This is a genomic window from Marinobacter subterrani (assembly GCF_001045555.1).
Taxonomy (GTDB): Bacteria; Pseudomonadota; Gammaproteobacteria; order Pseudomonadales; family Oleiphilaceae; genus Marinobacter; species Marinobacter subterrani.
Map to the genome: position 1 here is coordinate 510,565 of NZ_LFBU01000001.1, position 25,076 is coordinate 535,640.

Consider the following 25,076-nt stretch of genomic DNA (forward strand, 5'->3'; position numbering starts at 1 on the left):
TCTCTATCAGGCGCCCAGGGAAGGGCGCCAACCCTCCTTCAGAGCTGCAGCCAACGGCTCAGGGCTTCGCGCAGGTTTTCCTTCCTGACTGGCTTGGCCAGATAATCGTTCATCCCACAGTCAAGGCAGCTTTTTTCAGTACCTGCGAGCACATCGGCGGTCAGGGCAATGATTGGTGTACCTGACTGGCCGTTACTCTGTTCCCACTCCCGGATGTATCGGGTGGCCTCATAACCATCCATGACCGGCATCTGGCAGTCCATCAGGATTACATCGTAGCCGGCGTGATTGGTCGTTACCTTCTCCAGAGCTTCCTTGCCATTGCTGGCAGAATCGGTAACAAAGCCCAGCCGGTTGAGCATGGCTGTGGCAACTCGCTGGTTCACCGGGTTGTCCTCCACGACCAGAGCATGGCTGACGCCGTTGACCGTTTCCCTCGGCTGGACGCTGACTGAAGCCGCCTGGGTTCGGGAATTGGCGAGCTCGAAGGGCAGCTCAAAACGGAACGACGAGCCTTTTCCGAGGTCGGTCTCAACCTGTATATGACCGCCCATCAGCTCCACCAGGCGCTGCGCCAGCGATAGCCCCATTCCCGTGCCGCCATGCTGCCGGGCATTGCCGCCGTCAAGCTGTTCGAAGGATTTAAAAATGTCGCCCAGCCGCTCAGCCGGAATGCCCGAACCGGAGTCGCTCACAGAGCAGTTCAGAATGAGGCAGTTCTCGTCCAGGGCAACACAGCCGGCCTGGATATTGATAAAGCCGTCTCCGGTAAACTTGATGGCATTATCGATGAGCCCAGCGAGCACCTGTCGAAGGCGCGCCGGATCCCCCGTTACCCGGGGTGTATCGGGCCAGTCGCCATAGAACTTGAGGTTCAGGGCCAGACCCTGCTGTTCCGCCACGTGCCGGTAGGTGGCGGTGCAGTTCGAAATGAGCTGCCTGAGGTCAAACTCCTGGGTTTCCAGCTCCAGTATTCCGCTGTCAATCCGGGAATAGTCGAGAATGTCGCCGATCACCGTCAACAGGTCCTCGGTGGACTGGCGTGCCGTGGTGAGGTAATCGCGCTGGCGGGTGCTGAGCGGCTCTTCCTGGACCAGATCAACCATGCCGAGCACTCCGTTGAGGGGTGTACGCAGCTCATGGCTCATCGTTGCAAGAAACTCGGATTTCGCCTGGCTGGCCATTTCTGCTTTTTCGCGCATGCTTTCAGACGCCGCCAGAGTCTGGTCCCTGGCGGCCTTCAAGTCTGCCAGGTGGGTTGCCAACTGGTTCAGCTGTCTCTCGATGGCGACAACCTCCCGGGAGGTCTGATGGGTATCCAGCGGTCGTTCCTGATAATCGCCGTCGGTCAATTTGCCAATCCTGCCCGCGAGGTCGCGGATAGGAGAGAGAATAGCGCTCAGGAAATGATTGATGATCAGGATAGTGAACAGAAGCAGCGCCAAACCTACCGCCATGGAGGTCCAGATAATGTCCTGGCGTCGGTCAGCCAGCACATCCGTGCTGACACCTACCTGTACTGTACCGACTCGCAGTGCGCCCGAGCCAAAGCCATAATCCGGCTCAAACCACTCCGTGGCGCGTTCTGAACCAATTTCCAGTGGTTGCTGGAGGATTTCTGCTTCATAAACCTGATAACCCTCGGGATCGTCCTGCAGTTTGACTGGCCCATGAGACACGAAGCCGATCTGCTCACCAATAACATCGGACACCCGTATCCAGTCCGCCCTGCTCCGTCTCAGGGAACGGGACAGAATCTGATCCAGCGCGTTTGCGTTGCCCGAGACAACCGCGTATTCAAGAGCCGGCGCAAGGCTGTCTGCAAGCATTTGGCTACTCTCGGACAGATCCCGTCGGGCGTCTTCGAGCCTGGCCGACGTAAAGAACGACATCAGCACAATGAACATGACAACGGCAGGAAGGGCACCGAGTAACAGCAGTTTCCTGGACAGCGGGCGCTGTTGCCTGGGACTGTTATTCATCGGAAGTCTCCCCGTTGGTGTCCAGGTACTGATTGACCGTACGGGCGATCTCCTCCCGATCCGGCAGGGGGATATTCAGGGAGCGCCCGACCTGCTTGTTGATGGCCACTTTATACTGCCGGGGATAGGAGGGAAGCGGGAGTTTCCCCGTCTTCTGGTAGGTTTCGACAAACTCGCTCGCCAACTGGACGATTTCCGAAAAAGGTGCGTAGCTTGAAGCCAGCGATCCTGCCTGCACGTAAGCCTGGGTTGGGCCGATAACAATCTTGTTCCGGCGATAGGCTGTCAGAAGGATGTGTTTGATGGTTCTGGGGTTGTAGATGGCGCTGTCCGGCGCCGCCAGCAGGAAGTCGCCATAGCCCAGTGCCCTTACCAGCGTGGGGATCAGGCTGTCCCTGTCATCCACCAGGAACACCCTCGCTGACATTCCATAGGCCGGAAGCTGGTCAATGAGTGGCTGGTACAGCTCAACGGATTCCGGAGTGGCAAGCAGGGCAATGTCGGTTGCCTGGGGAAGGATGGCCTTCCCCGTCAGCGCCTGCCGAATCAGCGGCACGTCGTAAAAAACTCCGGAAATCTGGCCCGGCGCCCGGATGGCATAGTCGTCCAGGAAGTCGCGTTCGGTCAGCAGGGAAACAATCGGCGCATCAGGGTTTGCCTGTCTGACTCTGGAGAATGCGCTCGATCCGATGGTGATCACCACCGAGTCTGTGACCGCCGCGACCTGGTCAACGCCGATGGCCTCAAGCGAGATCTGTTCATCCAGATGCTCAACAAGCAGATTTTTGATGTGTTGGTCCAACGCGTCATTGCCAGACCCCACGAAGTATACGGTTTGCGGGATGGTTTCCCCCGCCGATAGAGGTTGACTGGCGAGGCCCAGTAATATTAGCGGCAGCAGGATCATAGAGGGCAAGTAGTCTCGAGCGAGCCTGCGTGCCGTCCAAATCAATGATGCAAACCAATATGTGTGCGTTGTCATACCATCCTGGGTTAAGACTTGTCCCTTGAGAAGCTTAAAAGCGGACACCTGCCTCGATGAAAAACTGGTTCTGATCTCTGATGTTGTTGTCAGCGCTGAGATCAGGCTCCTCATCCAGATAGTGCTGCATCGTAAACGCGATCTCCGCGGTGTACCTCGGGAGGAAGATCTGCCTGGCCAACCGCAGATCCAGCCTCTCGAACTGGGAACGGCGAAATTCGTCGGCCCAGTAAAAAGCTGCCGCCCCCTGAAATCCTGCCGACAGGTCCTGTATCAGGGCCAGACTTCCGGAGTGTTGCACCGAGAGCCGACCAAGAAGGTCAACATTATACTGTTTTTCACGGTTGTTGATGTTGCCGGCGTCGTCGTAAATCTGGGGGCCATTGTACCAGCTATCCTGGTCGAGATAGGCGTAGGTTGTACGAAGGGTTGTTCCCGGGTACTCCATCGATGCCTCAATCTCAAAGCCTTGCTGATTCATGTCAACATTGTTGTCAATCGTCCAGTCATCGAACTGTATGACACCACTGATCATGTTGCGCAGTTCATCCCTGAACGCACGGACTTCGAGAGAGAACAACGCAGCGCCCGCGGGAAACAGGCCGAAGTAACTGATTTCTCTAGAGACGATCCGCTCTTCTTCCAGTTCCCTGCCGAGCGTGACCAGTGACGGGTTATCCCACACAGCCGTATTGTTGACCCTGTAGCCTTCCAGATCTGCGTATTGCGCTGGTTCGACGTTCCGGAGGGTAAAACCATAGTCCGGGCTCTGTTCGAAACCGTCAGGGGTACGTACGGCTTCTGAATAGATAAACCGCAGCGAGTGCTTTTCGTTGAGTATGAAGTTGGCCGCGACCCTGGGTGAGAAATAGGTGTGCTGGGTGGTGGTGGTCCGCTCCCAGTTTCCGCCACCATTCAGCGTAAGCCACGCTACGGGCGTGTATTCCAGATTGCCAAATACCCTGGACTGATAGTTCATGCCTCGCCCATTGAAATAAGTCTCTGACCGGTAGGTGTCTTCCCGATAACCGGCGCCGGTCACCAACTTCAGATCCTTGTTGAAGATCAGGGTATCCTGCAGCTCTAATTCCAGCCGGGAGTCCTCCGAATCGGCATTTATATCCGCCGTCATTGGGGTGCCCGTGGCGCCACTCCCGGGAAAACAGATGTCCCGATTCTGTCTCCAGAACAGGAGGGTGCCATTGCGCAGGCATTCTACCGCAGACGCTGGAACACTGATGGGCCAGCGCTGGCGCCGGTCAAAGTTTTCGAAACTAATCTGCAGGTGGTAAAAATGCCGGTCAGATTCCGAAAAATTCAGGCGGGTCTGCAGGTAATAATCCCGCACATCGATATCCGGATTCCCGATCGCCCCCAGTTCGCCGTTCTTGTCGAAATCTTCCTTATTCACGCCATCAACGACACCCCCGCGGATCTCGGCATTGAACGCGGGGCTCAGAGTCAGCCGGGAATCATAAGTGAATACGTTGATATCGTGGCCATCATTGAAGGGGACTTTGGCGTCATCGTCGTCGTACCGGTAATCGAAACCACCGAACTGCCGCTTCTCAAACGCCAGGCGCCAGTCATACTCATTGCCAGCGTCACCAACTGAGGCAAATGTCCGGATGTACTTACGTGACCCCCGAACCGCCCGGAGTTCCGCGCCGGCAGTGTCTGCCGGGTCTCTGGTAATGATGTTGATGGTGCCCAGGAAGGCGTTGATGCCATAGGCGGCGGCGTTCGGGCCGCGGCTGACCTCGATGCGCTCGATCAGCTCGAGCGGTACCGGCATGGTTTGCCAGTCCATGTCCGAGAGCGTTGCGCGGTGCGCCGTGCGCCCGTCTACGAGCACCTGCATTCTGCGCTGTTCGTAGTGAACCGTGCCGTGGTAGGTGGTTACCGGGGTGGCGCTGCCGACCTGTGCGACCACCATGCCAGGAACGAGTCTGAATACCTCGACAAGACTCATGATTCCCAGATCGCGAATCATGTCGCCTTCGATGACGGTTGTGGACCCGGGAACCCGGGTTTTCGGCTGTCGCAGACGGGTTGTCGTCAGTACCTCGGGCAGCGCATCGCTGAAGCCGTAATATCCGCCCTCGGTCTTTCCACCCGCTGCCTGTGCCGGCGATGCGGCAATCGCAAGGCCTGCGGCAAGGCCGAGAATGAAGGGGGACAGAGTAAAAGGCTCTGAAAGCGTGGAGGTGTGGGGGTTCTTGCAGCGTCGGTCGGTCGTAAAGCCCATGGTTGTCGTTCTATAATCTGCCAAGGAAAAGGTTGGTAAAGTTTTTTTATTGTTAGTGCCTATCGTAAGCGACTACAGAAAGTTTGTCTTTCTAAAATGTAATGAATGTCAGGCCTGGGAGTTACAGCGGTATGAATTGTTGGGAAATCCTTGGAATTGAGCCCACCGGCGATCGCCGCAGGATTCAGGATGCGTACGAGCAGCAGCTAAAATTTGCCTCTGCAGACGAGGCCCGGCGCCTCGAACAGGCATTCCGGGACGCGGTGGGTGAAGCACCGGCGCCGGCGCTGACGCGGGAGGAGCCGTTAGCCTCCCTGCAGGCCGAGGATAACGAGCCCCGGGACAACGCAAGCGAACGCCCCCTGGATGGCAACGATGGCCAGGTGGTCCGGGAAGTTGTTATCCAGGTCAAGGCACTGCTGAACGATCCTGTCCGCAGCAAGGACGTGGGTATCTGGAAGGCGATCCTGAATGAACCGCCGGCCGACCAGGCGCCTCTTCGGCAAGAGATCGGCCGGCAGCTTGAACCACAACTGCGCCCGATGGCAGAAAACGGCACATTTCCGGCCCCGGTGGCCCAGTTTCTTGGCGACTGGTTTAACTGGTTCGGCGTTGAGCAGGTTCAGGAGCTGCCGGATGAGCACGGTTATCCGGATTCGGATCGGGATGCGGCAGAAGCTCAGGAGGAGTTGCCACCGCAAATGGTCAATTTCTGGCCAGCGATCATTGGCTGGATTGTGGGCCTGGCCATCCTTGCCACCCTGTTTGGCGGAATGGGCGGCGGCGGTTAGAGCCGCCGCTCAGGTCACTGCTTTTTCTCTGAATTGGCCTGCTCAATTTTCTCCCGGTATTTCTGCGCAAGGATGGCCCCGACAATCACCTGGATCTGGTTGTAACACATGATCGGCAAAACGATCATGCCAAAGCCCGGGTGCCCGGAGAACAGTACCTTCGCCATTGGCAATCCCGAGGCCAGGCTCTTCTTGGAGCCGCAGAAAACCACGGCTGCCTCATCCTCAAGGCTGAAACCAAACCGGCGCACCAGAAGCCTCGCAAACACCATGAACAACAATAACAGGCCCAGACATAGTGCGATGGCGAACAGGATCGCCTGCAGCGGCAGTTTCTGCCAGAGGCCGCTTTCCACCGAGAAAGAAAACGCCGAATAGACAATCAGCCAGATCACACACTTGTCGTAACGCGCCATCAGGCTTTCATTGCGCGCCAGATAACCGCCCAGCCAGGGCCGCATGGCATGGCCAACCGCAAACGGCAGCAGCAGCTGAAGGACGATGTCTTTCAACGCCTCGGCAATTGAAAAATCCCCGCCTCCGGACGTACTCACGACCAGCAGGAGCAGAAATGGCGTCAGCATCATGCCGAACACATTGGATGCGGCGGCGCTGCAGATGGCTGCCGGGACGTTACCCCGGGCCATGGCGGTGTATGCGATAGACGACGACACCGCCGAAGGCAGTACGCCCAGGTAAAGGAAGCCCAGGCCCAGATCCTCCGGCATCCAGGAGGGTATGATCCCGCTGAGTGCGTTGATCGGCAGCACCACGAGGGGAAAGAACACAAACGTCAGCGAGGTAATCAGGATGTGCAGTCGCCAGTGGGTGGCTCCGGCGATGATCTGCTCACGGGACAATGCCGCCCCATGGAAGAAGAAGAGCAGGGCGACCGCGATGGTACCGGCGGTTGCCAGAATATCGCCGGCCTGGCCGGTAGCGGGAACGAATGTCGCCAGTACGATGGCGCCGAGCAGGAGCAGGGTGAAGGTGTCAATCCGGAAGTTCATGGCTCAGGACTCCTGACTCTTGAGCGCCTGAAGGCTGGGTCTGAGCAGCGCCCTGGCGAGGTTTTCCGATTTGTTTTCGTCCTGCCGGCGAACAGCGGCAAGGAGAAGCTCGTGGTCTTCCTGGGACGGCTCGGGCAGGTCGGTATTGGTTTCGGTCTGTTCAATGGTCTGGCTGACGGCATGGGAGAAATAGTCATACAGCTCAACCAGCGCCGGGTTATGGGAGGCGGCCACCAGGGCATGGTGGAAAGCTTCGTCGTGGCGGATGCGGCCTGGCAGATCGTCGCCGGCTCTGGCCCGGGCGTCGAGGGCGCTGGTCATCTTCCGCAGGTCCTGGTCTGTGCGTCTGGCGGCGGCCAGTTTGGCCGCTTCGGTTTCCAGCATGATGCGCACTTCCAACTGGTCCGCCAATTGGGTGCGGGCGATCCTGCGCAGGGTTTCACCAGCGTCACGGGTGGCGCGCACATAGGTACCGTCGCCCTGGCGGGTCTCCAGCATTCCGACATGAACCAGCACCCGAACCGCCTCCCGGACCGTGTTCCGGCTTACGCCGAGGGAGTCGGACAGCTCCGATTCCACCGGCAGACGGTCGCCGACCGACCAGTCGCCGCTTTCAATGGCACTTCTCAAGCTCTCGATAGCGGTTTCGACCAGCGAGCCTTTCCGGATACGTTCCAGCATGTGTTTATCATCCCTCCATATGATGAACCAATCATCCTATGAATTTGGTCATCTTTCAAGCGCTGGAAAATGTGGCCTCAAAGAGCGGTCGTCGAGGGTTGACTGAAGTGATAGTCCGCAGTATCGACCCGACGGGTCGCGAACCGGTAGGTGAAGGAAAATCCCGGCCAGTTAATGGTATTCCGGCCATTGGCATCGAGATACCAGGAACTGCAGCCGGAGTTCCAGACAGTGTCCTTGAGGCGCTGCTGGACGACCCGGCCAAACCGGTCCTGTCGGTCCTGGCGAACGTCCATGGCGGAGCCGGGGTATTTTTCCAGTGTTTCAACGCATCCCAGAACATAGCGGAACTGCGATTCCAGCATGTACAGAATCGAGTTGTGAGCCAGATTGGTATTCGGGCCATAGAGCATGAACAGGTTGGGGAAGCCGCTGACAGTAATGCCTTTGAACGCCGCGGCGCCGTTCTGCCAGGCCTCGTTCAGCGTTTTTCCACTGCGGCCGGTAATCCGGATCGGGGAGAGAAAATCAGAGGCGCGGAAACCGGTTCCGCAAATGATGGCATCGACCGGGTGGTGCTGGCCGCCCCGGGTCACCACGCCGTATTCCTCAATATGGTCAATGGGATCGGTTATCAGATTTACATTGGGCCGGTTAATGGCCGGATACCAGTCGTTGGAAATCAGGATGCGCTTACAGCCGATTTTGTAGTCGGGGATGATGTGTTTCAGCTTCGCCGGATCGGTAACCCATCTACCGGCTTCGCATTTGGCCTGGTTCGCGTAGATCCCAAGCAACCCACTGAACCGGGTGAATGCCAGGGCCCGGCTCTCGTTCTTCCAGTAGATAAGGTAGCGGTACAAGCGGTCCCAGGCCGGAACCTTCCGGAACGCCGCCTGCTCCCAGGCCGTGAAGGGGCGGTCCGGCTTGGGCAGGACCCAGGCGGCAGAGCGTTGGAACAGATCCAGTTGTTTCACTTTCGGGGCAATTTCCGGCACGAACTGGATGGCGCTGGCTCCGGTGCCAATCACCGCCACGTGCTTGCCAGCCAGGTCGTAATCGTGATCCCAGCGGGCGGAATGGAACAGTTTCCCCTGGAATCGATCCAGGCCTTCAAGTTTCGGCCAGGCCGGTTGATTGAGCTGGCCGGTCGCGGTAATCAGCACACTGGCGGTCAGTTGCTCGCCGCTTGTCAGGGTGACTATCCATTGGTTGTTGCGCTCGTCGAAGCTGGCTTCCTTAACCTCTGCATTGCATCGGATGTGCTCGCCGAGCTGGTATTTCTCCAAGCAATGGTCCATGTACCCGAGTATTTCCGGCTGCAGTCCGAACTTCCGGGACCAGTCGTGCCTGGGCTCGAACGAATAGGAGTAGAAGTGCGATTGCACGTCACAGGCTGCGCCGGGATAGGTATTATCGCGCCAGGTGCCGCCCACCCGGTGGGCCTTTTCCAGCATGGTCAGATTGGTAAAGCCCGCCTGTTTCAGTGTGATGGCCATGCCCAGGCCACCGAAACCGGTGCCGATTATCAGAATGGACGGGCGTTTACGGCTGCTGTTCTGGGTCATGATCGGTTGTCCGGCGTTATTTTTGTCTTTCGGATCAGTATACGGGTGTCACCTTGCCGGATGGATGACTTTATTCGCCACAGTTGCTAGCCAGAATGACCAACCGGTGCCCGGGTCAGAAAATTATCTGACGATTGCGACAGCAGTTCGCGCAGGGCCGGAGTCTCGAACTGGCGCCGGATGCTGATCGCGTAGAATTCCTCAAACACGCCGGGCAGGGCGCCGTAATCCGCCAGAGCGCCGGCTTTCAGCTCATCGCGAACAACCACCGGTGGCATGATGGCAAAATGCCCGGTGTCCCGGGTCAGCAGACGCATCATGGCCATGTCATCGACTTCCGCAGCGATGTTCGGGCGCAGCCGGTGGTACTCGCAGAGCTGGTCAAACGCCTGGCGTATGTTGTTGTCTGGCCCCGGAACAATGAGGCTCCGGCCCCGGAGCACTTCGGCGAAATTTCCGTGAGCGACGGTCCCCGGTGGCCCGATGATGCTCACAGGCTGCCTGGCAATCAGACGGGAACGCCAGGGATTCTGCTCATCGCCCTGGACCGACTGGTTGGCCAGGATCAGGTCCAGGCGGTGCGCCGAGAGGCGGCGCAGCAACTCATCGATATGGCTGCTCTGCAGGCTCAGTTCCAGATCTTCGCGGTTGAGCAATGGCTGAATGAAACCTTCCTGGAAATTCCGGGACAGAGTCGCGACCGCGCCAATCCTCAGGATTTCCCGGTTTGGCTGAGCGCCAGACGCAAACAGTGCCGTCAGTTCCTCGCCCTGCCTGAAAATTTCCTCTGCGTAGGAAAATGCCATTCGTCCGGCTTCGGACAGCTTCAGCCGCCGCCCCTCCCGGATAAACAGGTCGTGGCCCAGGCTTTCCTCCAGCTTCCGTATCTGACCGGAAAGGGCGGATTGGGAAATATGCAGCGACTCGGCAGCGCGGGTCAGATGGCCGGTACGGGCCACTTTCCAGAAGTAATAAAGATGATGGTAGTTGAGCTTCATGGTCATTCGTTCTCTAAAAAAGAATGATCCGATCAGTATAAACTATTTTTTAAATGGGACGAATCGCGGCAAAGTACGCGCAAACAGGAGGTTTGAAGATATGAATCCAATCGCTGAGTTTTCGTCACTTCTGGTACTGGCCATCTGGCTGATAGTGCCGGTGGGTCTGTTTGTTCTGGCCGGACTGAGTGGCTGGCTGAAAAATCCCCTTAAACTGAACCACTGCTGGCGCCTCGCCGGATGGATGATGGTGGCCTCCATGGCAGCTTCGCTGATGGTCGCCCTGTTGCTGGTCATCCAGTCCCGCATTGGTGGTGATAGCAACACCCTGGTGTCACTGGGCAGCCGTTTCGGCCTGTATCCCGACGGCATTGCTGTCTGGATGGCCCTGATGGTCGCCTTCATTGGCTGGGTGATTCTTCGGTTTGCGGACAACTATCTCAGCCAGGATCCCGGCCGTGACCGGTTTCTTCCCTGGTTTCTGGTAACGGTGGGTTCCGTCCTGGTGCTGGTGTTCACCAACCACCTGCTGACCCTCGCCGGCGCCTGGATCGGCGTCAGCCTGGCCTTGCACCATCTCCTGACGCTTTACCAGGACCGGCCGCAGGCGCGCATGGCGGCGGTTCAGAAGTTTATTGTCAGCCGTGTGGGCGATGCCCTGGTGATCTCCGGCGTGGTGGCGCTGTATCTCCATTACGGCACCTTCTATCTGCCGGACATGATCCAGAGCGAAGCCGCCCGCGCGGGAGGATCAACCGCACTGACGGTCGCGTCGGTTGTGCTGGCGCTCGCCGCTGCGCTCAAATGTGCCCAGATTCCCTTCCACGGCTGGCTGATCCGGGTAATGGAGGCGCCGACACCGGTTTCGGCGCTACTTCACGCCGGAGTGATCAATCTCGGCGGCTTTCTCTGGCTGCGTCTGTTCCCGGTTTTTGACGGGTTTACAGCGGGCCACATGATTCTGCTGGTGGTCGGTGGCATGACGGCGGTGGTTGCCGTTCTCACCATGATGACCCAGTACTCGGTCAAGCATGCGCTTGCCTGGTCTACCTGCGCCCAGATGGGCTTCATGCTGTTCGAAATCGGCATGGGCGCCTACACCCTGGCACTGCTGCACCTGCTGGCCCACTCGCTCTACAAGGCGCATTCCTTCCTGGCGTCCGGGCGCACCGTGGTGGTTTCGGCTGCAACCGGGTTCCCGGAGCCTCGTGTGGCCAGCCGCCTGGTCTGGGCAGGCTCCACGGGGCTGGTGGCGGCGTTCATCCTGTTTCAGGCACCGGGTATCGTGGAGCACAACCCGGTGTTCGGAGCGCTTCTGGTCCTGGCGGTAGCTGCGGCGGCCATGGGCATTCCGACGGGTGCAACCGGCGCCATGAGGCTCCGGCTTGCGGGCCTGGCGGTGTTGCTGGTTCCGCTGTACTCGCTGCTGCACCTGCTGCTGGGCCCCGCCGTGCCGGCGCATGAGGGGTTTGCGATACCGGCCATTGCTTACGGCCTGGGCCTTGCGATGATCGCGCTGCTGGCCAGCTGTTCACTGCTGATTCTGTTTGGAGCGCGCTCCCGGTTAGCCCAGGCACTCCGTGCCCACTTCCGGCAGGGGCTTTACCTGGAGCTGCCCTTCGACCGCCTGACCCGTTTCCTGGCGGCAGAAGCGCTGAAAGTGCCGAGCATGTTCCGCAGGGTTCCCCATCATCCGTTCCGTCTGGAGGAGAAGTCATGACCAACGTCTGCGTATCGGTGCCCGAGTTGCAGGTAATGAATGAAGGCTGGCGGGAGCCTTTCCGGAAGGCATGTGGCCGGATCGCACCGGCCTGGCCCCTGGACCAGTGGATTGCGGTGAACCCGTTCTGGGGCCTGAGGCAACTTCCGGCCTCGAGAGCCGATCAGATTCTCAAGGAACGGGCCGGTTTCAGCATATTGATGCCAGCAGAATACTACCGCGAGGCCTGGGAGGGCGGGCGGATCCGCAAGGAGGATCTCCAGGCCAGTATTGACGAGCGGGGTGGCGACCGGGTTGGCGAGCAGAGTGACGAGCACGATACAGCCTGGTATCTGGGCTGGCTCAGCCGTGCGCCCACGACACCGGCTCCCCTGCGGGGCTCTATTCTGGATACCTTTCCGGGTGCAACCGGTAACCATGAAATCAGCGGCCTGACTGAAGCCGCGAGTGACCAGGTCTCCCGTGTCTGTGGTGCCTTTTTTGATCAGCGACAGGGCCGGTGGTCTATATCTGATTCCGAGGCAAGCCTGTTCAGCTTCTGGCTGGAGCAGGTTCGTCGGGATCTGGCCCTGGACTTCACCACCGGCCTGGCTGGCTTGCGTACGTTCTTCAAGGCCGTTCCGGACACCATCGACCACGCCATTCTGGAAGCTATCCAGCGGATTCGTGTCTCCGGCGCGGAACTGGAAGGCCTGTGCCACAGCCTTTTGCTCCGGGTGAACGGCTGGGCATCCTGGTGTCGTGGCGTTGACTGGCGAGCCGGCCTTGAGGGCCGGTCCTCCGATCGTTGCGGAGAGATACTGGCGATCATGCTGGTGTGGGAGTCGGCCGGCGTCGCTTTTGCCTCGACCGGCCAGAAAGCCGAGTGGCAAAGAAGCAAGACCCGGGCACGGCGTGCCGGCGGTGCTGAGGAGCAGAAACATCTCTGGGTCTGGCAGCGGGCCCTGGAAATTGGCTATCAGCGCACCCTGTGGCGGGCGATAGCATCGGGATCGGCGGATGCAGTCCGGTCAAGGTCGCATCATGAAAATCCGGAGGTTCAGGCGGTGTTCTGTATCGACGTGCGCTCGGAAGTGATGCGCCGTCACCTCGAGGCGGTTTATCCTGCGGTACAGACGCTGGGTTTCGCCGGCTTTTTTGGCATGCCTATTGACCATCAGCGGCATGGCCCGCTGGCCCCGCTGCGCCGCTTGCCGGGTCTGTTGCCGGCTTCCTACCGGTTGATCGACACAAAGGGCAGTCTGCGCGAGGACCTGGCCGAGAACCGGAAACGGGATCAGAAAGAGATTGCCCGGGAATCCGTCAGAAAAGCGAAATATACCAGCCTCTCCACCTTCACCCTGGTTGAGACCACCGGACTGGCGTGGGCCTGGAAGCTGGTAAAAGATACCCTGAAGCACGGCCGCAAAGCCGGTGATACTGAGAGCCTGGACGGCCGACTGGTTCATGATCACGGCGGCGACCCTCTTTCGGATGCCGAAAAGGTGTCCCTGGTTGCCAACATGCTCAGGGGCATGTCGCTAACCAGCCGCTTCGCGCCACTGCTGGTTCTCGTCGGCCATGGCAGCCATACCGACAATAACCCGAACCAGGCTGGCCTGGATTGTGGCGCCTGCGGCGGGCAGAGTGGCGGCGTCAATGCCCGACTTGCGGCCCGCCTTGTCAACGATCCCCAGGTCAGGGCGGGGCTGGCCGCCGAAGGCATCAGGATTCCGGACTTCACCTGGGCGATCGCGGCAGAGCATTGCACGGCAACAGACAAAGTGACCATTGCTGATCGACACCTGGTGCCGGACTCCCACGTCCAGAAGCTGGCAGACCTGGAAGCCAGGTTTGCAGAAGCCGGGTTACGCGTGCGCAAGGAGCGGGCCACTCCGCTGAAACTGAACGGGCTGAGTGATGACAGTCTCCGGCAGGCCATGGAAACCCGGACCCGGGACTGGTCGGAAGTACGCCCTGAGTGGGGCCTGGCCAACAATGCGGCCATCGTTTTTGCCAAGAGGAGCAAGACCCGGGGCAGTGACCTTGGCGGCCGTGTGTTTCTGCACGACTACGACCCGGCGCTGGACGACGACGGCAACCTTCTGGCAGCACTGCTTGCCGCCCCGATGATTGTTGCCAACTGGATCAATCTCCAGTACTTCGCGTCGGTAACCGTCCCCGGCGTCTATGGCTCAGGCAATAAGCTGCTGCACTCGGTGGTGGGTGGCAATGTCGGGGTTGTGGAGGGGAATGGAACGCAGCTGAGAATCGGGCTGCCTCTTCAGTCAGTGCACGACGGCACCTACTGGCGACACGAACCGCTTCGCCTGACCGTGCTGATTGATGCGCCGGCGGAGCGGATTGAAACGGTTCTGCGCGAGGAGCCAGACGTGGCGGCGCTGGTAGAAAACCAATGGGTTAGTCTGCACCGGATGTCCGAAGGCGGTGTGGAGCACTACGACAACGGAACCTGGACAGCGGTAGGCTGAGGGCAGGGCGGCCGTCCCCGGCCGCCCATTGCCGTTATTCCTGTTCTGCGTTCAGCAGCTCGGGTTTCTTGAGGGCTTTCTGGAACAGATCTTTGTCTTCGGCAATGGCCATGGCACAGCGCTCGGCCAGATCATCGCCAAGACCTTCAACCTTGCGGCTCAGAAAGACCTGGATTTCTTCGGCCAGCTCCAGAACCCTGTCTCGGGCGTCGGCTTCGGCTTTGGAGGTGAACAGCATCGTCTCAGGATTTTTCAGTGCCATATCCAGGCCGTCCCTATCGGAAAAGTAGACTGCTTGTACTGCCATGGTTATTCCTCGCAGTGGGATTACATATTACTGTATAAAAAAACAGTATAACTGAGTGCTGGATCCGGTGCCAACGCAATTCCGTGGTAACTTTGAGTCTCCTGGATTCTTCAAATCGTCATTTTTACAAACGCTCACATCCCTGTGTCATCCGGGAGCGTAAAAGAAATATCCAGATGAAACCTATACCGGGATCAAGATACAAAACGTTTGACTGAAAAGGTGGTTCCACGTTGTCCGACGTACGTTTTCCAAAACGGCGAATAATCATTTCAGCCGTTGTTGCACTGCTCGCTGGCGTGGCAATCAGCCTGGCCCTGGGGCGGCTTTTGTATAGCGAGGAATCCAGAACCGTTACGCTGGAGTTCAAGGCCGACATCGACCAACTTTCCGCGAGTATCGAGCGCGAGGTTCTCTTGAATCTGGAAATCCTGTATGCGCTTAAGGCTGCCGTCGGGACCATGCCAGACATGACTCGTGACCGTTTTGAGACTCTGACCAGGAAGGTATTGGACCGGTCACCTGCGATTCAGGCGTTTGCCTGGGCGCCGATTGTTGAACGTGATCAGCTGCCGGAATTCATTCGGGAACAGAGAATGACCTATCCGGAATTTTCGGTCACAGAGGCCGGGGCGGAGGGTCTGAGTCCTGTGCGTGCGCGGGCGGAATATGTGCCGGTTCAATATATCGAGCCTCTGGCGGATAATCGAGCGGCGCTTGGCTTCGACCTTGCCAGTGAGGCTTCTCGCCGAAAGGCTTTGACCCGGGCTGGTGAATCCGGAGAGATGGTAGCCACGGCAGGCATCCGGCTGGTTCAGGAGCCAGAGGATCAGAACGGGTTTCTTGTCTTCGCGCCGCTATATGAATTCGCGCCGGGCACCAGCGGGACAGTCGCTGATAGCCACCAAACCGGTTTTATCAACGGGGTCTTCCGGGTGGGTGAGTTGGTCAAGCAGGCGGTCGGCAGCGAGCGCAGGACGGACCTCCTTCTGGAAGTCATCGATAGAACGGGTGACGAAGAAACGGTGCTGTACCGGTCTGGTCGTCCCGATGCGCCCGGATGGCGATTTGAGGATCGGTACCGCGCCGGTCAATTCGAGATCGCAGGCAGGCAGTGGTCGGTCGAGGCGGTGCCTTCCGAGGGGTTAATAAAAGAAAGACGCGGGCTTTTACCGATCTTTGTCAGTTCCGCCGGCATCGTTCTTGTGTGTGTTGTCGTCGGTTACTTCCTCGCAGGGGCCAGGAGAAATGCACAGCTGAGCGAAGCAAAGGCGGAGCTGGAGCAGATCTCCCTCACCGATTCGCTTACCGGGTTGGCAAACCGGCGGCACTTTGATGCCGTCCTTAAGCAGGAAGTTCGCCGGGCCAGTCGTGAGAAAACGCCTCTATCACTGCTGATGATCGATATCGACTACTTCAAGGAATACAACGATGAGTATGGTCATCCGGCCGGCGACCAGTGTCTGGTACAAGTAGCAGAGATTCTCGGTGCCATGATTAAACGACCCGCAGATCTGGTGGCACGTTATGGCGGCGAAGAGTTCGCAATCATCCTGCCGGACACCGCCAACCCCACTCCTATTGCCAAAGCCTGCCGAAAAGCCGTTCTGGACCGGGGCATACCACACCCGCGTTCTCCGGTCGCAGACATTGTGACTATCAGTCTTGGTGTGACCACAATTCCTCCCGAAACCGAAGTTGATCCCGGGGAAGTTGTCGACAGGGCAGATAAGCTCCTTTATGAAGCCAAGGCGTCGGGGCGTAACCGGGTCTGTGGAGGCTGAATCAGTATCTCAGCAGGGCCGACCCCCAGGTAAAACCGCCACCGAACGCTTCCAGCAGCAACACCTCGTTGCGCTTGATGCGCCCGTCCCGTACGGCCACATCGAGTGCGAGGGGAATGGAGGCGGCAGAGGTGTTGCCATGCTCATTAACTGTTACCACAACCTGGTCCATCGACATATTCAGTTTTCTGGCGGTGGCGGTAATAATCCGCAGATTGGCCTGGTGGGGCACGAGCCAGTCGATGTCCGACTTCTGCATCTGGTTCGCCTCGAGGGTCTCATCGACAATCTTGCCAAGGGTGTTTACGGCCACCTTGAACACTTCATTGCCCTTCATCTCGACGAACGCACGCCCGGCCTTGACCTGATCGTAGTTGTCGGCAATACCGCATGGCACGTGGAGCAGGTCTTCATACTGACCATCGGCATGAATATGCGTGGAGAGAATGCCGGTTTCCTCATCCGCCTCCAGAATCACCGCGCCGGCACCGTCCCCGAACAGAACACAGGTACCACGGTCTTCCCAGTTAATGATGCGGGAGAAAACCTCAGCCCCGATGACCAGCGCTTTCTTGCTACTACCGGTCTTGATGAACTTCTCCGCTGTGGCGAGGGCGTACACAAAGCCGCTGCAGACCGCCTGAATATCAAAAGCAGGGCAGCCGTGAATGCCCAGACGCGCCTGGAGGATGCACGCCGAGCTCGGGAATATCTTGTCCGGGGTAGAGGTGGCAAAAACGATCAGATCTATGTCTTCAGCCTTGATGCCCGCCGCTTCAATGGCATTTTTCGCGGCCTGTTCAGCGAGATCGACGGTAGTCTGGCCTTCAACAGCAATGTGACGTCTCTCGATTCCCGTGCGCTCGCGAATCCACTGGTCCGTTGTGTCGACCATCTTCTCGAGGTCTTTATTGGTAACGATATTGTCTGGCAGGTAAGAGCCGGTGCCGGTAATTCGTGCAAAGGTCATTCGCGAGTGTCCCGAGGCGTTTCTGGTTGAACGTTCTTCCATGCTATACCCATGCAACGTCGTGCGTAATTAGCGATTTGTCAAAGAACCCCCGAAAGTGGCAGGCTCGTCTATGCTGAAGGTGATCACCTTTGATCGGCACTCTGTATCGTTCTCAACCTAAAAGGAGAGCAACACGATGGGCATTTCCAGCCATGAACTGCACGAAGAATTTCCCCAGTACAGCGACATTATTGATGAGCTCAAAAGCAACGACCCGAAGTTCGATGAGAAATTCCGCGAGTACGCCGAGCTGGATCAGGAAATAGAGGGGCTGGAAAAGCGGGATTCGCCCATTGGTGACGACAAATTGCATCGCATGAAGCAGAAGCGGGCAGAGCTCAAAGACAACCTCTACCAGGCACTGGTTTCAAACGGCAAAGCATCATAGAAATGTTATGAACGTGTAACAGGAATCAAACGAAAATATGCCGGAAGCCCCTGTGAGTAGGGGTTTCCAAGTATTCAGAAAACGCCTTGTCAACACTAAAATAGGATCCTAATTAAACAGGGTCCCGATTTTGGACCACCGAAATTTTGTGTTGATCAAGGAGATTGAAAATGAAAAGGGCAGCTTCCCTGTACAAAGGCTGGCGAATGAAGCGTAACTTCATCCATCTGGTTACCACCATGGACCGCCGGTTGCTTAACGACGTCGGATTCTCACCCGAAATGGTTGAACAGAAACTGAGCACGCCTTTCTGGAAATTCTGATCCGGAAGAACCGACTGGCAATTGGCCAGTAACCCCCTGAACTGGTGAGAAAATCTCCAGTTCAGGGTTTACCTGATGTCACAAAAATGACATACCCCATTGTTCTAAAAGCGTTTTTATCTCGAAAAAATATAAGAAAATTGATCTGAACCTGTATTTTCTCTGAACGGATCAGTTTATAGTCTGGCTACCTCCAGAACCTGAACGGTTCACCCTGTAAGGAGAGCTCGACGATGATCCAGGAATTCCTGCAGAACACCTTACCTTTAGACTCTTCCGTTACCCTCAAGCGTTCCGAGATTGACTCCGCCAGTAATATCGCAGCCGTCCGTAGCGAAGCGTTTGAAATTATATCCAATTCCGGTGAAACCGTGGGCTTCGTGAAGGCCTGGGAAGACGCCCCCAGCTTCCGCGGGTACGTGCATTTCGATTCCGACGGCAACGTTATCGACTGGAAGGTTTTTCAAGACCGGTTACAGAGCTGACGGTCAAACCAGCCAGCCAAAAAAGAAATCGAACAGGGCACTGAAAAAGCCGCCGCCAGAATCGTGAGATCTGTTGGTTGTTGCCTTGTGGGCTGGCTCCGGGTTATCCGTCTGAATGGCTTGTGGAATTTCGGGCTCCTGAGCTATCGGTTGCTCCGGCTGGCGGGCTTCCCCGCCGCTTGGTTCATTAGATACTTTGGCCAGAACCGGGCGCACGTCCGAAGAGCTTTGCGATGGTTTGGTCTCGACAACGGCCAATACAGGCTCAGGCTCGGAGACCGGGGCAGGACTCTCTGCAATCACGGGGTCGGTTTTTGCCGCGAGCACGACTGTCTCCCCGGTGGGCTCAACCTCACCCTGGTTTGAGGTTTCTTTACTAACGCTCGGAATTTCCTTGCTTTCCTTTCTTGAAATAGTCGCTGATTCGATCCGCTTCTCAGGTTTTTCCCGAAGCTCTGGGGTTTCCACGAGCTGCACGGGTTCTTGTCTGGGCTTGAGAGTGGTTTGCGGTTCCGGCTTGGGCTGCGGTTTTACAGTCGCAAGGTCCGGGACGGGTGCCTTTGGCTCAGGAGAGGACAGGCCGAGGACATCGGCCGATTTTTGACGGCTGGCTACGGAATTGCTGGCAATGGTTGAGGCTGGCACCGCATTGACGCCAAGCACTTTCAGCGTTGCTGCATCCAGATTGCCATTTACCTGCAGCCCGTTCGCAGTCTGATAGCCACGAATAGCGGCCCGGAGCTTGCCATCAAGCCAGCCATCGGCACGCCCGATGTCGAATCCGGCGCCATAAAGCGCATTCTCTGCGGCAAAAATGACTCTCTCGGGGGCGGCGGCTTGGGCGGCGCTGGCCATGCAGGTCGCTGCTGCCAGCAAAGTGATGGCGCGGCCACGGAAACCTGAATTCCTGGTACGATGAAAGCGTGTCATGGCGGGGTCCCTCAGGGATGCTCCTTTTCCGGTTACATTGTGTAACGCGAAGCCCCAAAGTATCAGTAATTCCCCCCACAGCCCATGACACAGTTAACAACCGTGCTAATTGGTTACGACTCTCTCAGGTCTTTCTTGTTCACCTAACCAAACGCCTTATGCAGTCGATCGAGACCTTTTTCCAGGGTTTTGTTGTCCGCCGCGAACGACAAGCGCATGTGCCCCGGGGCATTAAACGCGGAACCGGGTACCATAGCGATCCCCAACTCTTCGAGCAGCCAGTCCCCCAGTTGCTGGTCGTCTTCGACGCCATCGAGTGATTCAATCACCCGCTCAAAGTTGGGCAGGCAGTAGAACCCGCCTTGTGCCGGGTGAAAATCGATCTTATCAATTCTGGAAAGTCCCTCAGCGACCAGGTTGGCACGCTCCCGGAACACCTTGACCATGTTGTGAACATCATCCAGGCCGCCATTAAACGCTGCCTCTGCCGCTTTCTGAGCGACGGCGGCGGTATGGGACGTGCTCTGACCCTGGAACTTTTCCATTTCAGTGATGAGATCCACGGGACCCGCGGCGAAGCCGACCCGCCAGCCGGTCATGGCGTAGGCTTTGGAAACCCCGTTGATGAGCACGGTTCGATTTTTGAGAGAGGGGCAGACGTTGAGGATATTGGCATAAGGCTCGTCGGTATAATTAAGATGCTCATAGATATCATCCGAGAGGATGAAGACATCCGGGTATTTGAGCAGTACATTGCCCAATGCCGACAGTTCTTCCCGGGAATAGACCTGCCCGGTTGGATTGTTTGGCGTATTGAGTATGACGATCCGCGTCTGTTCAGTGAGGCACGCCTCGAGTACCTCTGGCTGCAGAATGAACCTGTCTTCGTACCGGGTAGGGGCCTCAACCATTCGTGCCCATGCCATTATGGCAAGAGAGGGATAGGTGCCCCAGTTAGGCGTGGGAATGACAATTTCATCCGTTGGATTGAGCAGGGTCATACAGGCATTGAAAAGCGCCTGTTTGGCACCGCAGGTGTGCAAGATTTCGTCGGAATCGTAATAAAGGTTATTGTCACGCCTGAGTTTTTGCCGGATTGCCTCTTTCAGGCTGGGCAAGCCTCCAATCGGCGTGTAACGGGTAAAGCCATCGTCCAGCGCTTTTTTGGCGGCGTCAATAATTGGCTTGGGGGTATCGAAATCCGGCTCACCAGCATCCAGGCGAAGAATATCCTGACCTTTTTCCATTAACGCCTGTGCTTTGGCGTTGATTCTGAAAATTGACGATCCTGACAGGTCTTCAACTCGACGAGCCACACGCAACCGGTGATCCGCATGGCGGATTGTTTCATCATGCTTTGTGTTCATCGCTGGATTACCGTCCCGTCATCATCAAGAAGTGGATAGCTGCCCTGCTCATCGTGGTCTCGCACTATCATGGTGTCGGTCTCCTTTGGGTCACGGCCCCACCGGAGCCTCTAAAACATCAGAACGTTGTCACAGCTTGGTCTTCATCTGTTTCATCGACTGTTTGATCATTCGAAAGGCCTCCGGGTCTCCCTTGAGGATCGAAGACATGAAGTTCTTTGCCTGTTCAAAGCCAATATGAGGGGGCAGGGGGCCGATTTCCGGATCGACATAGGCATTGATAACCACCGGTCGATCAGCAGCCAATGCCTCATCCCAGACGCGATCGACCTCGTCAGGACTGGTTATGCGAAGGCCTTTCAGCCCGAGAAGTTCGGCGTATTGGTCATAGGCAAAGTCAGGCAAATCCTGAGACGTCTCAAATTTGGGATCGCCCTCCATTGCCCGCTGCTCCCAGGTCACCTGGTTGAGGTCGCGGTTGTTGAGCACCAGCACAATACAGCGCTGGTCGGTCCATTCCCGCCAGTATCTGGCTATGCCGATAACCCCCTGGTTGCCGAGCATTTGCATGGCACCGTCACCGACCATGGCTATTGCAGGGCGGTCCGGATAAGCGAATTTTGCGGCCAGCAGGTAAGGTACGGCATTGCCCATGGAGGCTTGCCCGCCTGAGACAGAACCCATCATTCCCGGGCGTATTTTCAGATAACGTGCATACCAGTTGGTTGCAGAGCCCACGTCACAGGTCAGCATGACGTTCTCCGGTAAACGCTGGTTGAGAGACCAGAAAACGCGCTGGGGGTTGACGGGATTTCCCGATACCATGGCTCGCTCCTCCATGACCTGCCACCAGTCGCGGGTATTTTCGATGATCTTATGCTGCCAGGCTCGGTCCTCCTTCCGTGCCACGCGTTCGGTCAGCGCCGCGACGGTCGCCCGGGCGTCGCCGTGAAGGTTTATCTCTGTTGGATAACGAAGGCCGAGTGCCTCGGCATCCAGATCAATCTGGACTGCCCGGGCCTGTCCTGAAGCCGGCAGGAATTCGGCGTAGGGGAATCGCGTACCGATCATCAGCAGGGTGTCGCAGTCATCCATCATTTCCTGGCTGGGACGGGTGCCCAACAGGCCCATGGTGCCCGTGACAAACTCTTCGTCGTCGGGAATCATGGTCTTGGCAAGAATGGCTTTGGCCAGCCCGCCTCCCAGCTTGTCGGTAAGCGCCAGTACCTCATCAACCGCATGCTTACAGCCGGCACCAGCCAGAACCGCCACTTTTGTTCCCTCGTCAAGGACTCTGGCAGCTGCATCAAGGTCGTCATCGTGTGGCTGGAGTATCGGCGAGCGGTAGCCAACACCAGAGAACACCGCCCCATGGCTGTCGGGCGGCTCTTCCATGGGAAGATCCTGAACGTCGTTGGGAACAATAATGGCCGTGACCGTTCGGTGCGCCATGGCAATTCGCAACGCCTGGTCGATCAGATGCCGTGCCTGGGGCGCATCCGAGATCATATGGACGTAATGGCCCGCCACGTCCTTGAAAAGGGAGACCAGGTCTATTTCCTGCTGATAATCGGTGCCAAGACTCATGCGTGCCTGTTGGCCGACGATTGCCACGGCCGGCATGTGGTCCTTTTTCGCATCGTAAAGCCCGTTAAGGATGTGGACCGCGCCAGGCCCTGATGTAGAAATGCACACGCCCGGTTGCCCGGTGAACTTGGCATGAGCACTGGCCATGAAGGCGCCCAGCTCCTCATGTTGAGGCTGGATCATGCGAATTTTGCCCTTCGCCCGTCTCAGCGCAGCCATAACCCCGTTAATGCCGTCGCCGGAGTATCCGTAAACTCTTTCAATCCCCCAGGCACTGAGGCGTTCAATAATGAAATCACTTACCGTCTGTCCCATATCGGTGTCTCCCTCGCCAGTATCTTTGCAAGTGGATGCCATGGGTTTACAACCGCCGTGACCGGCATGACCATGTTCTGAATGTGTCCTTTGAGTTCGTAAGCTTGCTCAATAGATCCTCCATTGAGGATGGACCACCAAGCCAGAACTCTCAAAAACGCTTTGCTTGCCAATACTTGGTCTGATTCCGAGTTAGCCCGTAAAAACAGAAACCTGGAGCGGCGAATTAAATTTCATTAACGGATCGCAGGCCGGTAGAGAACCGCGGCCAATTGGGGCAGCTCAGGAAGACATGCCCTCTATTCGAGGATTACGAGGGTAGTAGCGCTCGGGCAAACGCTCGATGTGCGGAAAAAACCGGGTGTCTTTGTAGGGCATTTTCATGAAGCCGGAAACCCCAAGCCCGGTGATCTGCTCCACCGCTGACAGAATCTGGTCCAGCAGCCGGCTGAATTCCTGCTCCTGGCCCGGGTCCAGCAGCCGGTAGTGACTGTGGATCTTGAGGTGGCGGGGCAGGGCTTCGAAGATGATCATGCCGGTATGGTGGATGTCATTCAGTGCCTCCAGCGAACGGATGATGGTTTCCGGCAGCACGAGAAACTCTTCCGGGTCCGGACCGTCCTCGAAATAGGAGTGAACCCGGCTCTCATCTTCCACTTCCGGTGCGGCACTTACCTCGTAATGCAGTTTCATGCCTGGCGATACCCGGAACGGCTTGTCCGGGTCAGACCGATCAATGTGCAGGGTGTTGCGGGCGTTGAACAGACAGCTCTTGAAGATGCCCTTGCGGTAGATGGCCTGGGCCAGATAGACCATGTTGTTGACGGCCTGCACGAAGGCCGACTTCAGTGCCGGATCGTGCAGGTTCAGCGAGGTATCAATGTAGACGCCCTCGGTTTCCCAGCGAACCGCCAAACCGCCCTCGACCGGGTAGCGCCCGAGCCGGCTGACCGCGGCGAGGAATGCCTTTTCGGTCTCGCCCATACCCTGCATGAAATTCTTGTAGTAACGATCCAGCTGTACGTCATTGACGTCGTTGAGGGTTTCCGACGCACCTTCCTCCCTCAGGAACGATTTACGGGAACTGTACACGACGGTGTCGATTTCCTGGTCTGAGGCGCGTACCCATACCGGCACCTGGGCGACAACGGGTTGCGCGGGCAGATCAATCATCACCGTCCGTGCCATCCGCGGCATTTCCTCCAGGTAGTAATCACCGGCCTTGCGGCGGGTATCCGGATCGGGTGCCAGCATGCCATCCAGCATCCGGGCAAACTCCATAGGCAGGCCCAGGGACGTGGCCGGGATAGCCCGATGGCCGAACCGGCAGGATTGCGCCGAGGCGAGGGCGTAAAGCGTGCCTGCCGCGCCCTGTTCGTCAAACCGGGGAGAGGACAGACCACCGTTCAATTGCTCCTCACCGATAAAGTAGACGTCGCCCAGCCGGGCATTAGTCTGTTGCAGGTTGTCGGACATCAGCTCCATCACATTGGCCGTGATGAATTGCTGGTTGGCGTCCAGTTGCGCAAATACTGAAGAACCCCAGTCAATGAGCGCGATGTTTTCGGTGGCGGCGTCAAAGACCAGGTTCGAGGGTTTGATGTCACCATGCACAATCGGTCGGCCCGCAGGGCCGTTTTCCCGACGCAGGCTGCGCAGGAGGTCGGCAAGCTGGTCAGCGATACGAATGATCAGCCGGGGTTTCAGGCGCCCCTCCCGCAGGGAGACTTCTTCAAGGTTGAGCCCGGCCGCCCGTTCCATGACCAGGATTGGCTGGTTGTTGGCGCGCTGATAGGAAATCAGCCGGGGCACCCTTGGGTGGCGAACCTGCTCGAGAATGTAGGCTTCATCCTCGAGGCGGTCCTGCAGATGCTGCGGCAGGTTGATACGGGTAAACTTGAAAACATGCTCCGGGCCGGTGTTCTCGGGCCCGGGCAGGCTTCCGGCAAAGACAAAGCCGTAGGCGCCCTTGCCAATCAGTTCAATGTTGCGGTAACCCAGTTGGCGCAGCTGGGCAGCGCAAAGCGCCACCCAGTCCTTGAGCTTCTTGGCATCGTCATGGCTGAGCAGGTAGATCGACTGCTCTTCGGGAATGTAGAACTGCTGCAGTGGAGCTTTCTGCGCCAT

20 protein-coding genes are annotated in these 25,076 nt (G+C 57.7%); 7 read left to right on the top strand and 13 right to left on the bottom strand.

Annotated features, from left to right (window positions below; all coding sequences use genetic code 11):
* Nucleotides 1-38: 38 nt before the first annotated feature.
* The 3 genes from msub_RS02455 to msub_RS22330 form a co-directional block, all read right to left on the bottom strand.
* A complete protein-coding gene (locus msub_RS02455; protein ID WP_048494553.1) occupies nt 39-1,982 on the bottom strand; it encodes a response regulator in 1,944 nt (647 codons plus the stop codon).
* Nucleotides 1,975-2,784, bottom strand: coding sequence for a type 1 periplasmic-binding domain-containing protein (locus tag msub_RS02460; protein WP_227506615.1), 810 nt, complete (start codon nt 2,782-2,784; stop codon nt 1,975-1,977). Before msub_RS02460 ends, msub_RS02455 begins: the two co-directional genes overlap by 8 nt.
* Before the next feature lie 214 nt (nt 2,785-2,998).
* Nucleotides 2,999-5,212, bottom strand: a complete 2,214-nt coding sequence (locus msub_RS22330; RefSeq protein ID WP_082146384.1) for a TonB-dependent receptor plug domain-containing protein — start codon at nt 5,210-5,212, stop codon at nt 2,999-3,001.
* A 131-nt stretch (nt 5,213-5,343) separates the two neighbouring features.
* Between msub_RS22330 and msub_RS02470 the strand changes: the two genes are divergently transcribed.
* Entirely contained in the window at nt 5,344-6,003 is a 660-nt protein-coding gene (locus msub_RS02470; protein ID WP_048494555.1) for a hypothetical protein, read from the top strand.
* A 14-nt stretch (nt 6,004-6,017) separates the two neighbouring features.
* Here the strand turns inward: msub_RS02470 and msub_RS02475 are convergent, their stop codons facing one another.
* The 4 genes from msub_RS02475 to msub_RS02490 form a co-directional block, all read right to left on the bottom strand.
* Nucleotides 6,018-7,013, bottom strand: coding sequence for a bile acid:sodium symporter family protein (locus tag msub_RS02475; RefSeq protein WP_048494556.1), 996 nt, complete (start codon nt 7,011-7,013; stop codon nt 6,018-6,020).
* Between the two features lie 3 nt (nt 7,014-7,016).
* Nucleotides 7,017-7,694 (bottom strand): FadR/GntR family transcriptional regulator, encoded by a 678-nt coding sequence (locus msub_RS02480; protein WP_048494557.1) that lies wholly within the window; start codon nt 7,692-7,694, stop codon nt 7,017-7,019.
* Nucleotides 7,695-7,771: 77 nt separating this feature from the next.
* Nucleotides 7,772-9,262 carry a flavin-containing monooxygenase gene (locus msub_RS02485; RefSeq protein ID WP_048494558.1) on the bottom strand — a complete coding sequence of 497 codons (1,491 nt, stop codon included), beginning with the start codon at nt 9,260-9,262 and terminating at the stop codon, nt 7,772-7,774.
* 86 nt (nt 9,263-9,348) lie between these two features.
* A complete protein-coding gene (locus msub_RS02490; protein ID WP_048494559.1) occupies nt 9,349-10,260 on the bottom strand; it encodes a LysR family transcriptional regulator in 912 nt (303 codons plus the stop codon).
* Between the two features lie 100 nt (nt 10,261-10,360).
* Here msub_RS02490 and msub_RS02495 point away from each other — a divergent pair, with 100 nt between their 5' ends.
* Together msub_RS02495 and msub_RS02500 are read left to right on the top strand one after the other, a co-directional pair.
* Entirely contained in the window at nt 10,361-11,980 is a 1,620-nt protein-coding gene (locus msub_RS02495) for an NADH-quinone oxidoreductase subunit L (RefSeq protein ID WP_048494560.1), read from the top strand.
* The gene (locus msub_RS02500; protein ID WP_053077927.1) at nt 11,977-14,451 is read left to right on the top strand and encodes a YbcC family protein; all 2,475 of its coding nucleotides are present in this window, start codon (nt 11,977-11,979) and stop codon (nt 14,449-14,451) included. Before msub_RS02495 ends, msub_RS02500 begins: the two co-directional genes overlap by 4 nt.
* A 34-nt stretch (nt 14,452-14,485) precedes the next feature.
* Here the strand turns inward: msub_RS02500 and msub_RS02505 are convergent, their stop codons facing one another.
* A complete protein-coding gene (locus tag msub_RS02505) occupies nt 14,486-14,758 on the bottom strand; it encodes a YebG family protein (protein ID WP_048494561.1) in 273 nt (90 codons plus the stop codon).
* Between the two features lie 233 nt (nt 14,759-14,991).
* Between msub_RS02505 and msub_RS02510 the strand changes: the two genes are divergently transcribed.
* A complete protein-coding gene (locus tag msub_RS02510; protein ID WP_048496933.1) occupies nt 14,992-16,542 on the top strand; it encodes a diguanylate cyclase domain-containing protein in 1,551 nt (516 codons plus the stop codon).
* 1 nt (nt 16,543) lies between these two features.
* Here msub_RS02510 and msub_RS02515 read toward each other — a convergent pair whose 3' ends face one another.
* Entirely contained in the window at nt 16,544-17,512 is a 969-nt protein-coding gene (locus tag msub_RS02515; RefSeq protein WP_048494562.1) for a beta-ketoacyl-ACP synthase III, read from the bottom strand.
* Between the two features lie 178 nt (nt 17,513-17,690).
* Here msub_RS02515 and msub_RS02520 point away from each other — a divergent pair, with 178 nt between their 5' ends.
* The 3 genes from msub_RS02520 (at nt 17,691) to msub_RS02525 (ending at nt 18,750) form a co-directional block, all read left to right on the top strand.
* Nucleotides 17,691-17,942, top strand: coding sequence for a YdcH family protein (locus tag msub_RS02520; protein ID WP_048494563.1), 252 nt, complete (start codon nt 17,691-17,693; stop codon nt 17,940-17,942).
* A gap of 170 nt (nt 17,943-18,112) precedes the next feature.
* Entirely contained in the window at nt 18,113-18,265 is a 153-nt protein-coding gene (locus tag msub_RS21735) for a DUF1127 domain-containing protein (protein WP_197083775.1), read from the top strand.
* A gap of 233 nt (nt 18,266-18,498) precedes the next feature.
* Nucleotides 18,499-18,750, top strand: a complete 252-nt coding sequence (locus tag msub_RS02525; RefSeq protein WP_048494564.1) for a hypothetical protein — start codon at nt 18,499-18,501, stop codon at nt 18,748-18,750.
* A 3-nt stretch (nt 18,751-18,753) separates the two neighbouring features.
* Here msub_RS02525 and msub_RS02530 read toward each other — a convergent pair whose 3' ends face one another.
* From msub_RS02530 to msub_RS02545, 4 genes are all read right to left on the bottom strand, one after another.
* The gene (locus msub_RS02530; protein ID WP_048494565.1) at nt 18,754-19,680 is read right to left on the bottom strand and encodes a peptidoglycan-binding domain-containing protein; all 927 of its coding nucleotides are present in this window, start codon (nt 19,678-19,680) and stop codon (nt 18,754-18,756) included.
* Nucleotides 19,681-19,823: 143 nt separating this feature from the next.
* On the bottom strand, nt 19,824-21,047 hold the full coding sequence (locus msub_RS02535) for a pyridoxal phosphate-dependent aminotransferase (RefSeq protein WP_048494566.1): 1,224 nt from the start codon (nt 21,045-21,047) through the stop codon (nt 19,824-19,826).
* 129 nt (nt 21,048-21,176) lie between these two features.
* Nucleotides 21,177-22,949 (bottom strand): thiamine pyrophosphate-requiring protein, encoded by a 1,773-nt coding sequence (locus msub_RS02540; RefSeq protein ID WP_048494567.1) that lies wholly within the window; start codon nt 22,947-22,949, stop codon nt 21,177-21,179.
* 282 nt (nt 22,950-23,231) lie between these two features.
* A complete protein-coding gene (locus msub_RS02545) occupies nt 23,232-25,076 on the bottom strand; it encodes a protein kinase domain-containing protein (RefSeq protein ID WP_048494568.1) in 1,845 nt (614 codons plus the stop codon).

What these genes read in the sequence shown, in the direction of transcription:
- msub_RS02455 (WP_048494553.1), bottom strand. Translation starts at nt 1,982, where the DNA reads ATGAATAACAGTCCCAGGCAACAGCGCCCGCTGTCCAGGAAACTGCTG.
- msub_RS22330 (WP_082146384.1), bottom strand. Translation starts at nt 5,212, where the DNA reads ATGGGCTTTACGACCGACCGACGCTGCAAGAACCCCCACACCTCCACG.
- msub_RS02470 (WP_048494555.1), top strand. Translation starts at nt 5,344, where the DNA reads ATGAATTGTTGGGAAATCCTTGGAATTGAGCCCACCGGCGATCGCCGC.
- msub_RS02475 (WP_048494556.1), bottom strand. Translation starts at nt 7,013, where the DNA reads ATGAACTTCCGGATTGACACCTTCACCCTGCTCCTGCTCGGCGCCATC.
- msub_RS02480 (WP_048494557.1), bottom strand. Translation starts at nt 7,694, where the DNA reads ATGCTGGAACGTATCCGGAAAGGCTCGCTGGTCGAAACCGCTATCGAG.
- msub_RS02485 (WP_048494558.1), bottom strand. Translation starts at nt 9,262, where the DNA reads ATGACCCAGAACAGCAGCCGTAAACGCCCGTCCATTCTGATAATCGGC.
- msub_RS02490 (WP_048494559.1), bottom strand. Translation starts at nt 10,260, where the DNA reads ATGAAGCTCAACTACCATCATCTTTATTACTTCTGGAAAGTGGCCCGT.
- msub_RS02495 (WP_048494560.1), top strand. Translation starts at nt 10,361, where the DNA reads ATGAATCCAATCGCTGAGTTTTCGTCACTTCTGGTACTGGCCATCTGG.
- msub_RS02500 (WP_053077927.1), top strand. Translation starts at nt 11,977, where the DNA reads ATGACCAACGTCTGCGTATCGGTGCCCGAGTTGCAGGTAATGAATGAA.
- msub_RS02505 (WP_048494561.1), bottom strand. Translation starts at nt 14,758, where the DNA reads ATGGCAGTACAAGCAGTCTACTTTTCCGATAGGGACGGCCTGGATATG.
- msub_RS02515 (WP_048494562.1), bottom strand. Translation starts at nt 17,512, where the DNA reads ATGACCTTTGCACGAATTACCGGCACCGGCTCTTACCTGCCAGACAAT.
- msub_RS02520 (WP_048494563.1), top strand. Translation starts at nt 17,691, where the DNA reads ATGGGCATTTCCAGCCATGAACTGCACGAAGAATTTCCCCAGTACAGC.
- msub_RS21735 (WP_197083775.1), top strand. Translation starts at nt 18,113, where the DNA reads ATGAAAAGGGCAGCTTCCCTGTACAAAGGCTGGCGAATGAAGCGTAAC.
- msub_RS02525 (WP_048494564.1), top strand. Translation starts at nt 18,499, where the DNA reads ATGATCCAGGAATTCCTGCAGAACACCTTACCTTTAGACTCTTCCGTT.
- msub_RS02530 (WP_048494565.1), bottom strand. Translation starts at nt 19,680, where the DNA reads ATGACACGCTTTCATCGTACCAGGAATTCAGGTTTCCGTGGCCGCGCC.
- msub_RS02535 (WP_048494566.1), bottom strand. Translation starts at nt 21,047, where the DNA reads ATGAACACAAAGCATGATGAAACAATCCGCCATGCGGATCACCGGTTG.
- msub_RS02540 (WP_048494567.1), bottom strand. Translation starts at nt 22,949, where the DNA reads ATGGGACAGACGGTAAGTGATTTCATTATTGAACGCCTCAGTGCCTGG.
- msub_RS02545 (WP_048494568.1), bottom strand. Translation starts at nt 25,076, where the DNA reads ATGGCGCAGAAAGCTCCACTGCAGCAGTTCTACATTCCCGAAGAGCAG.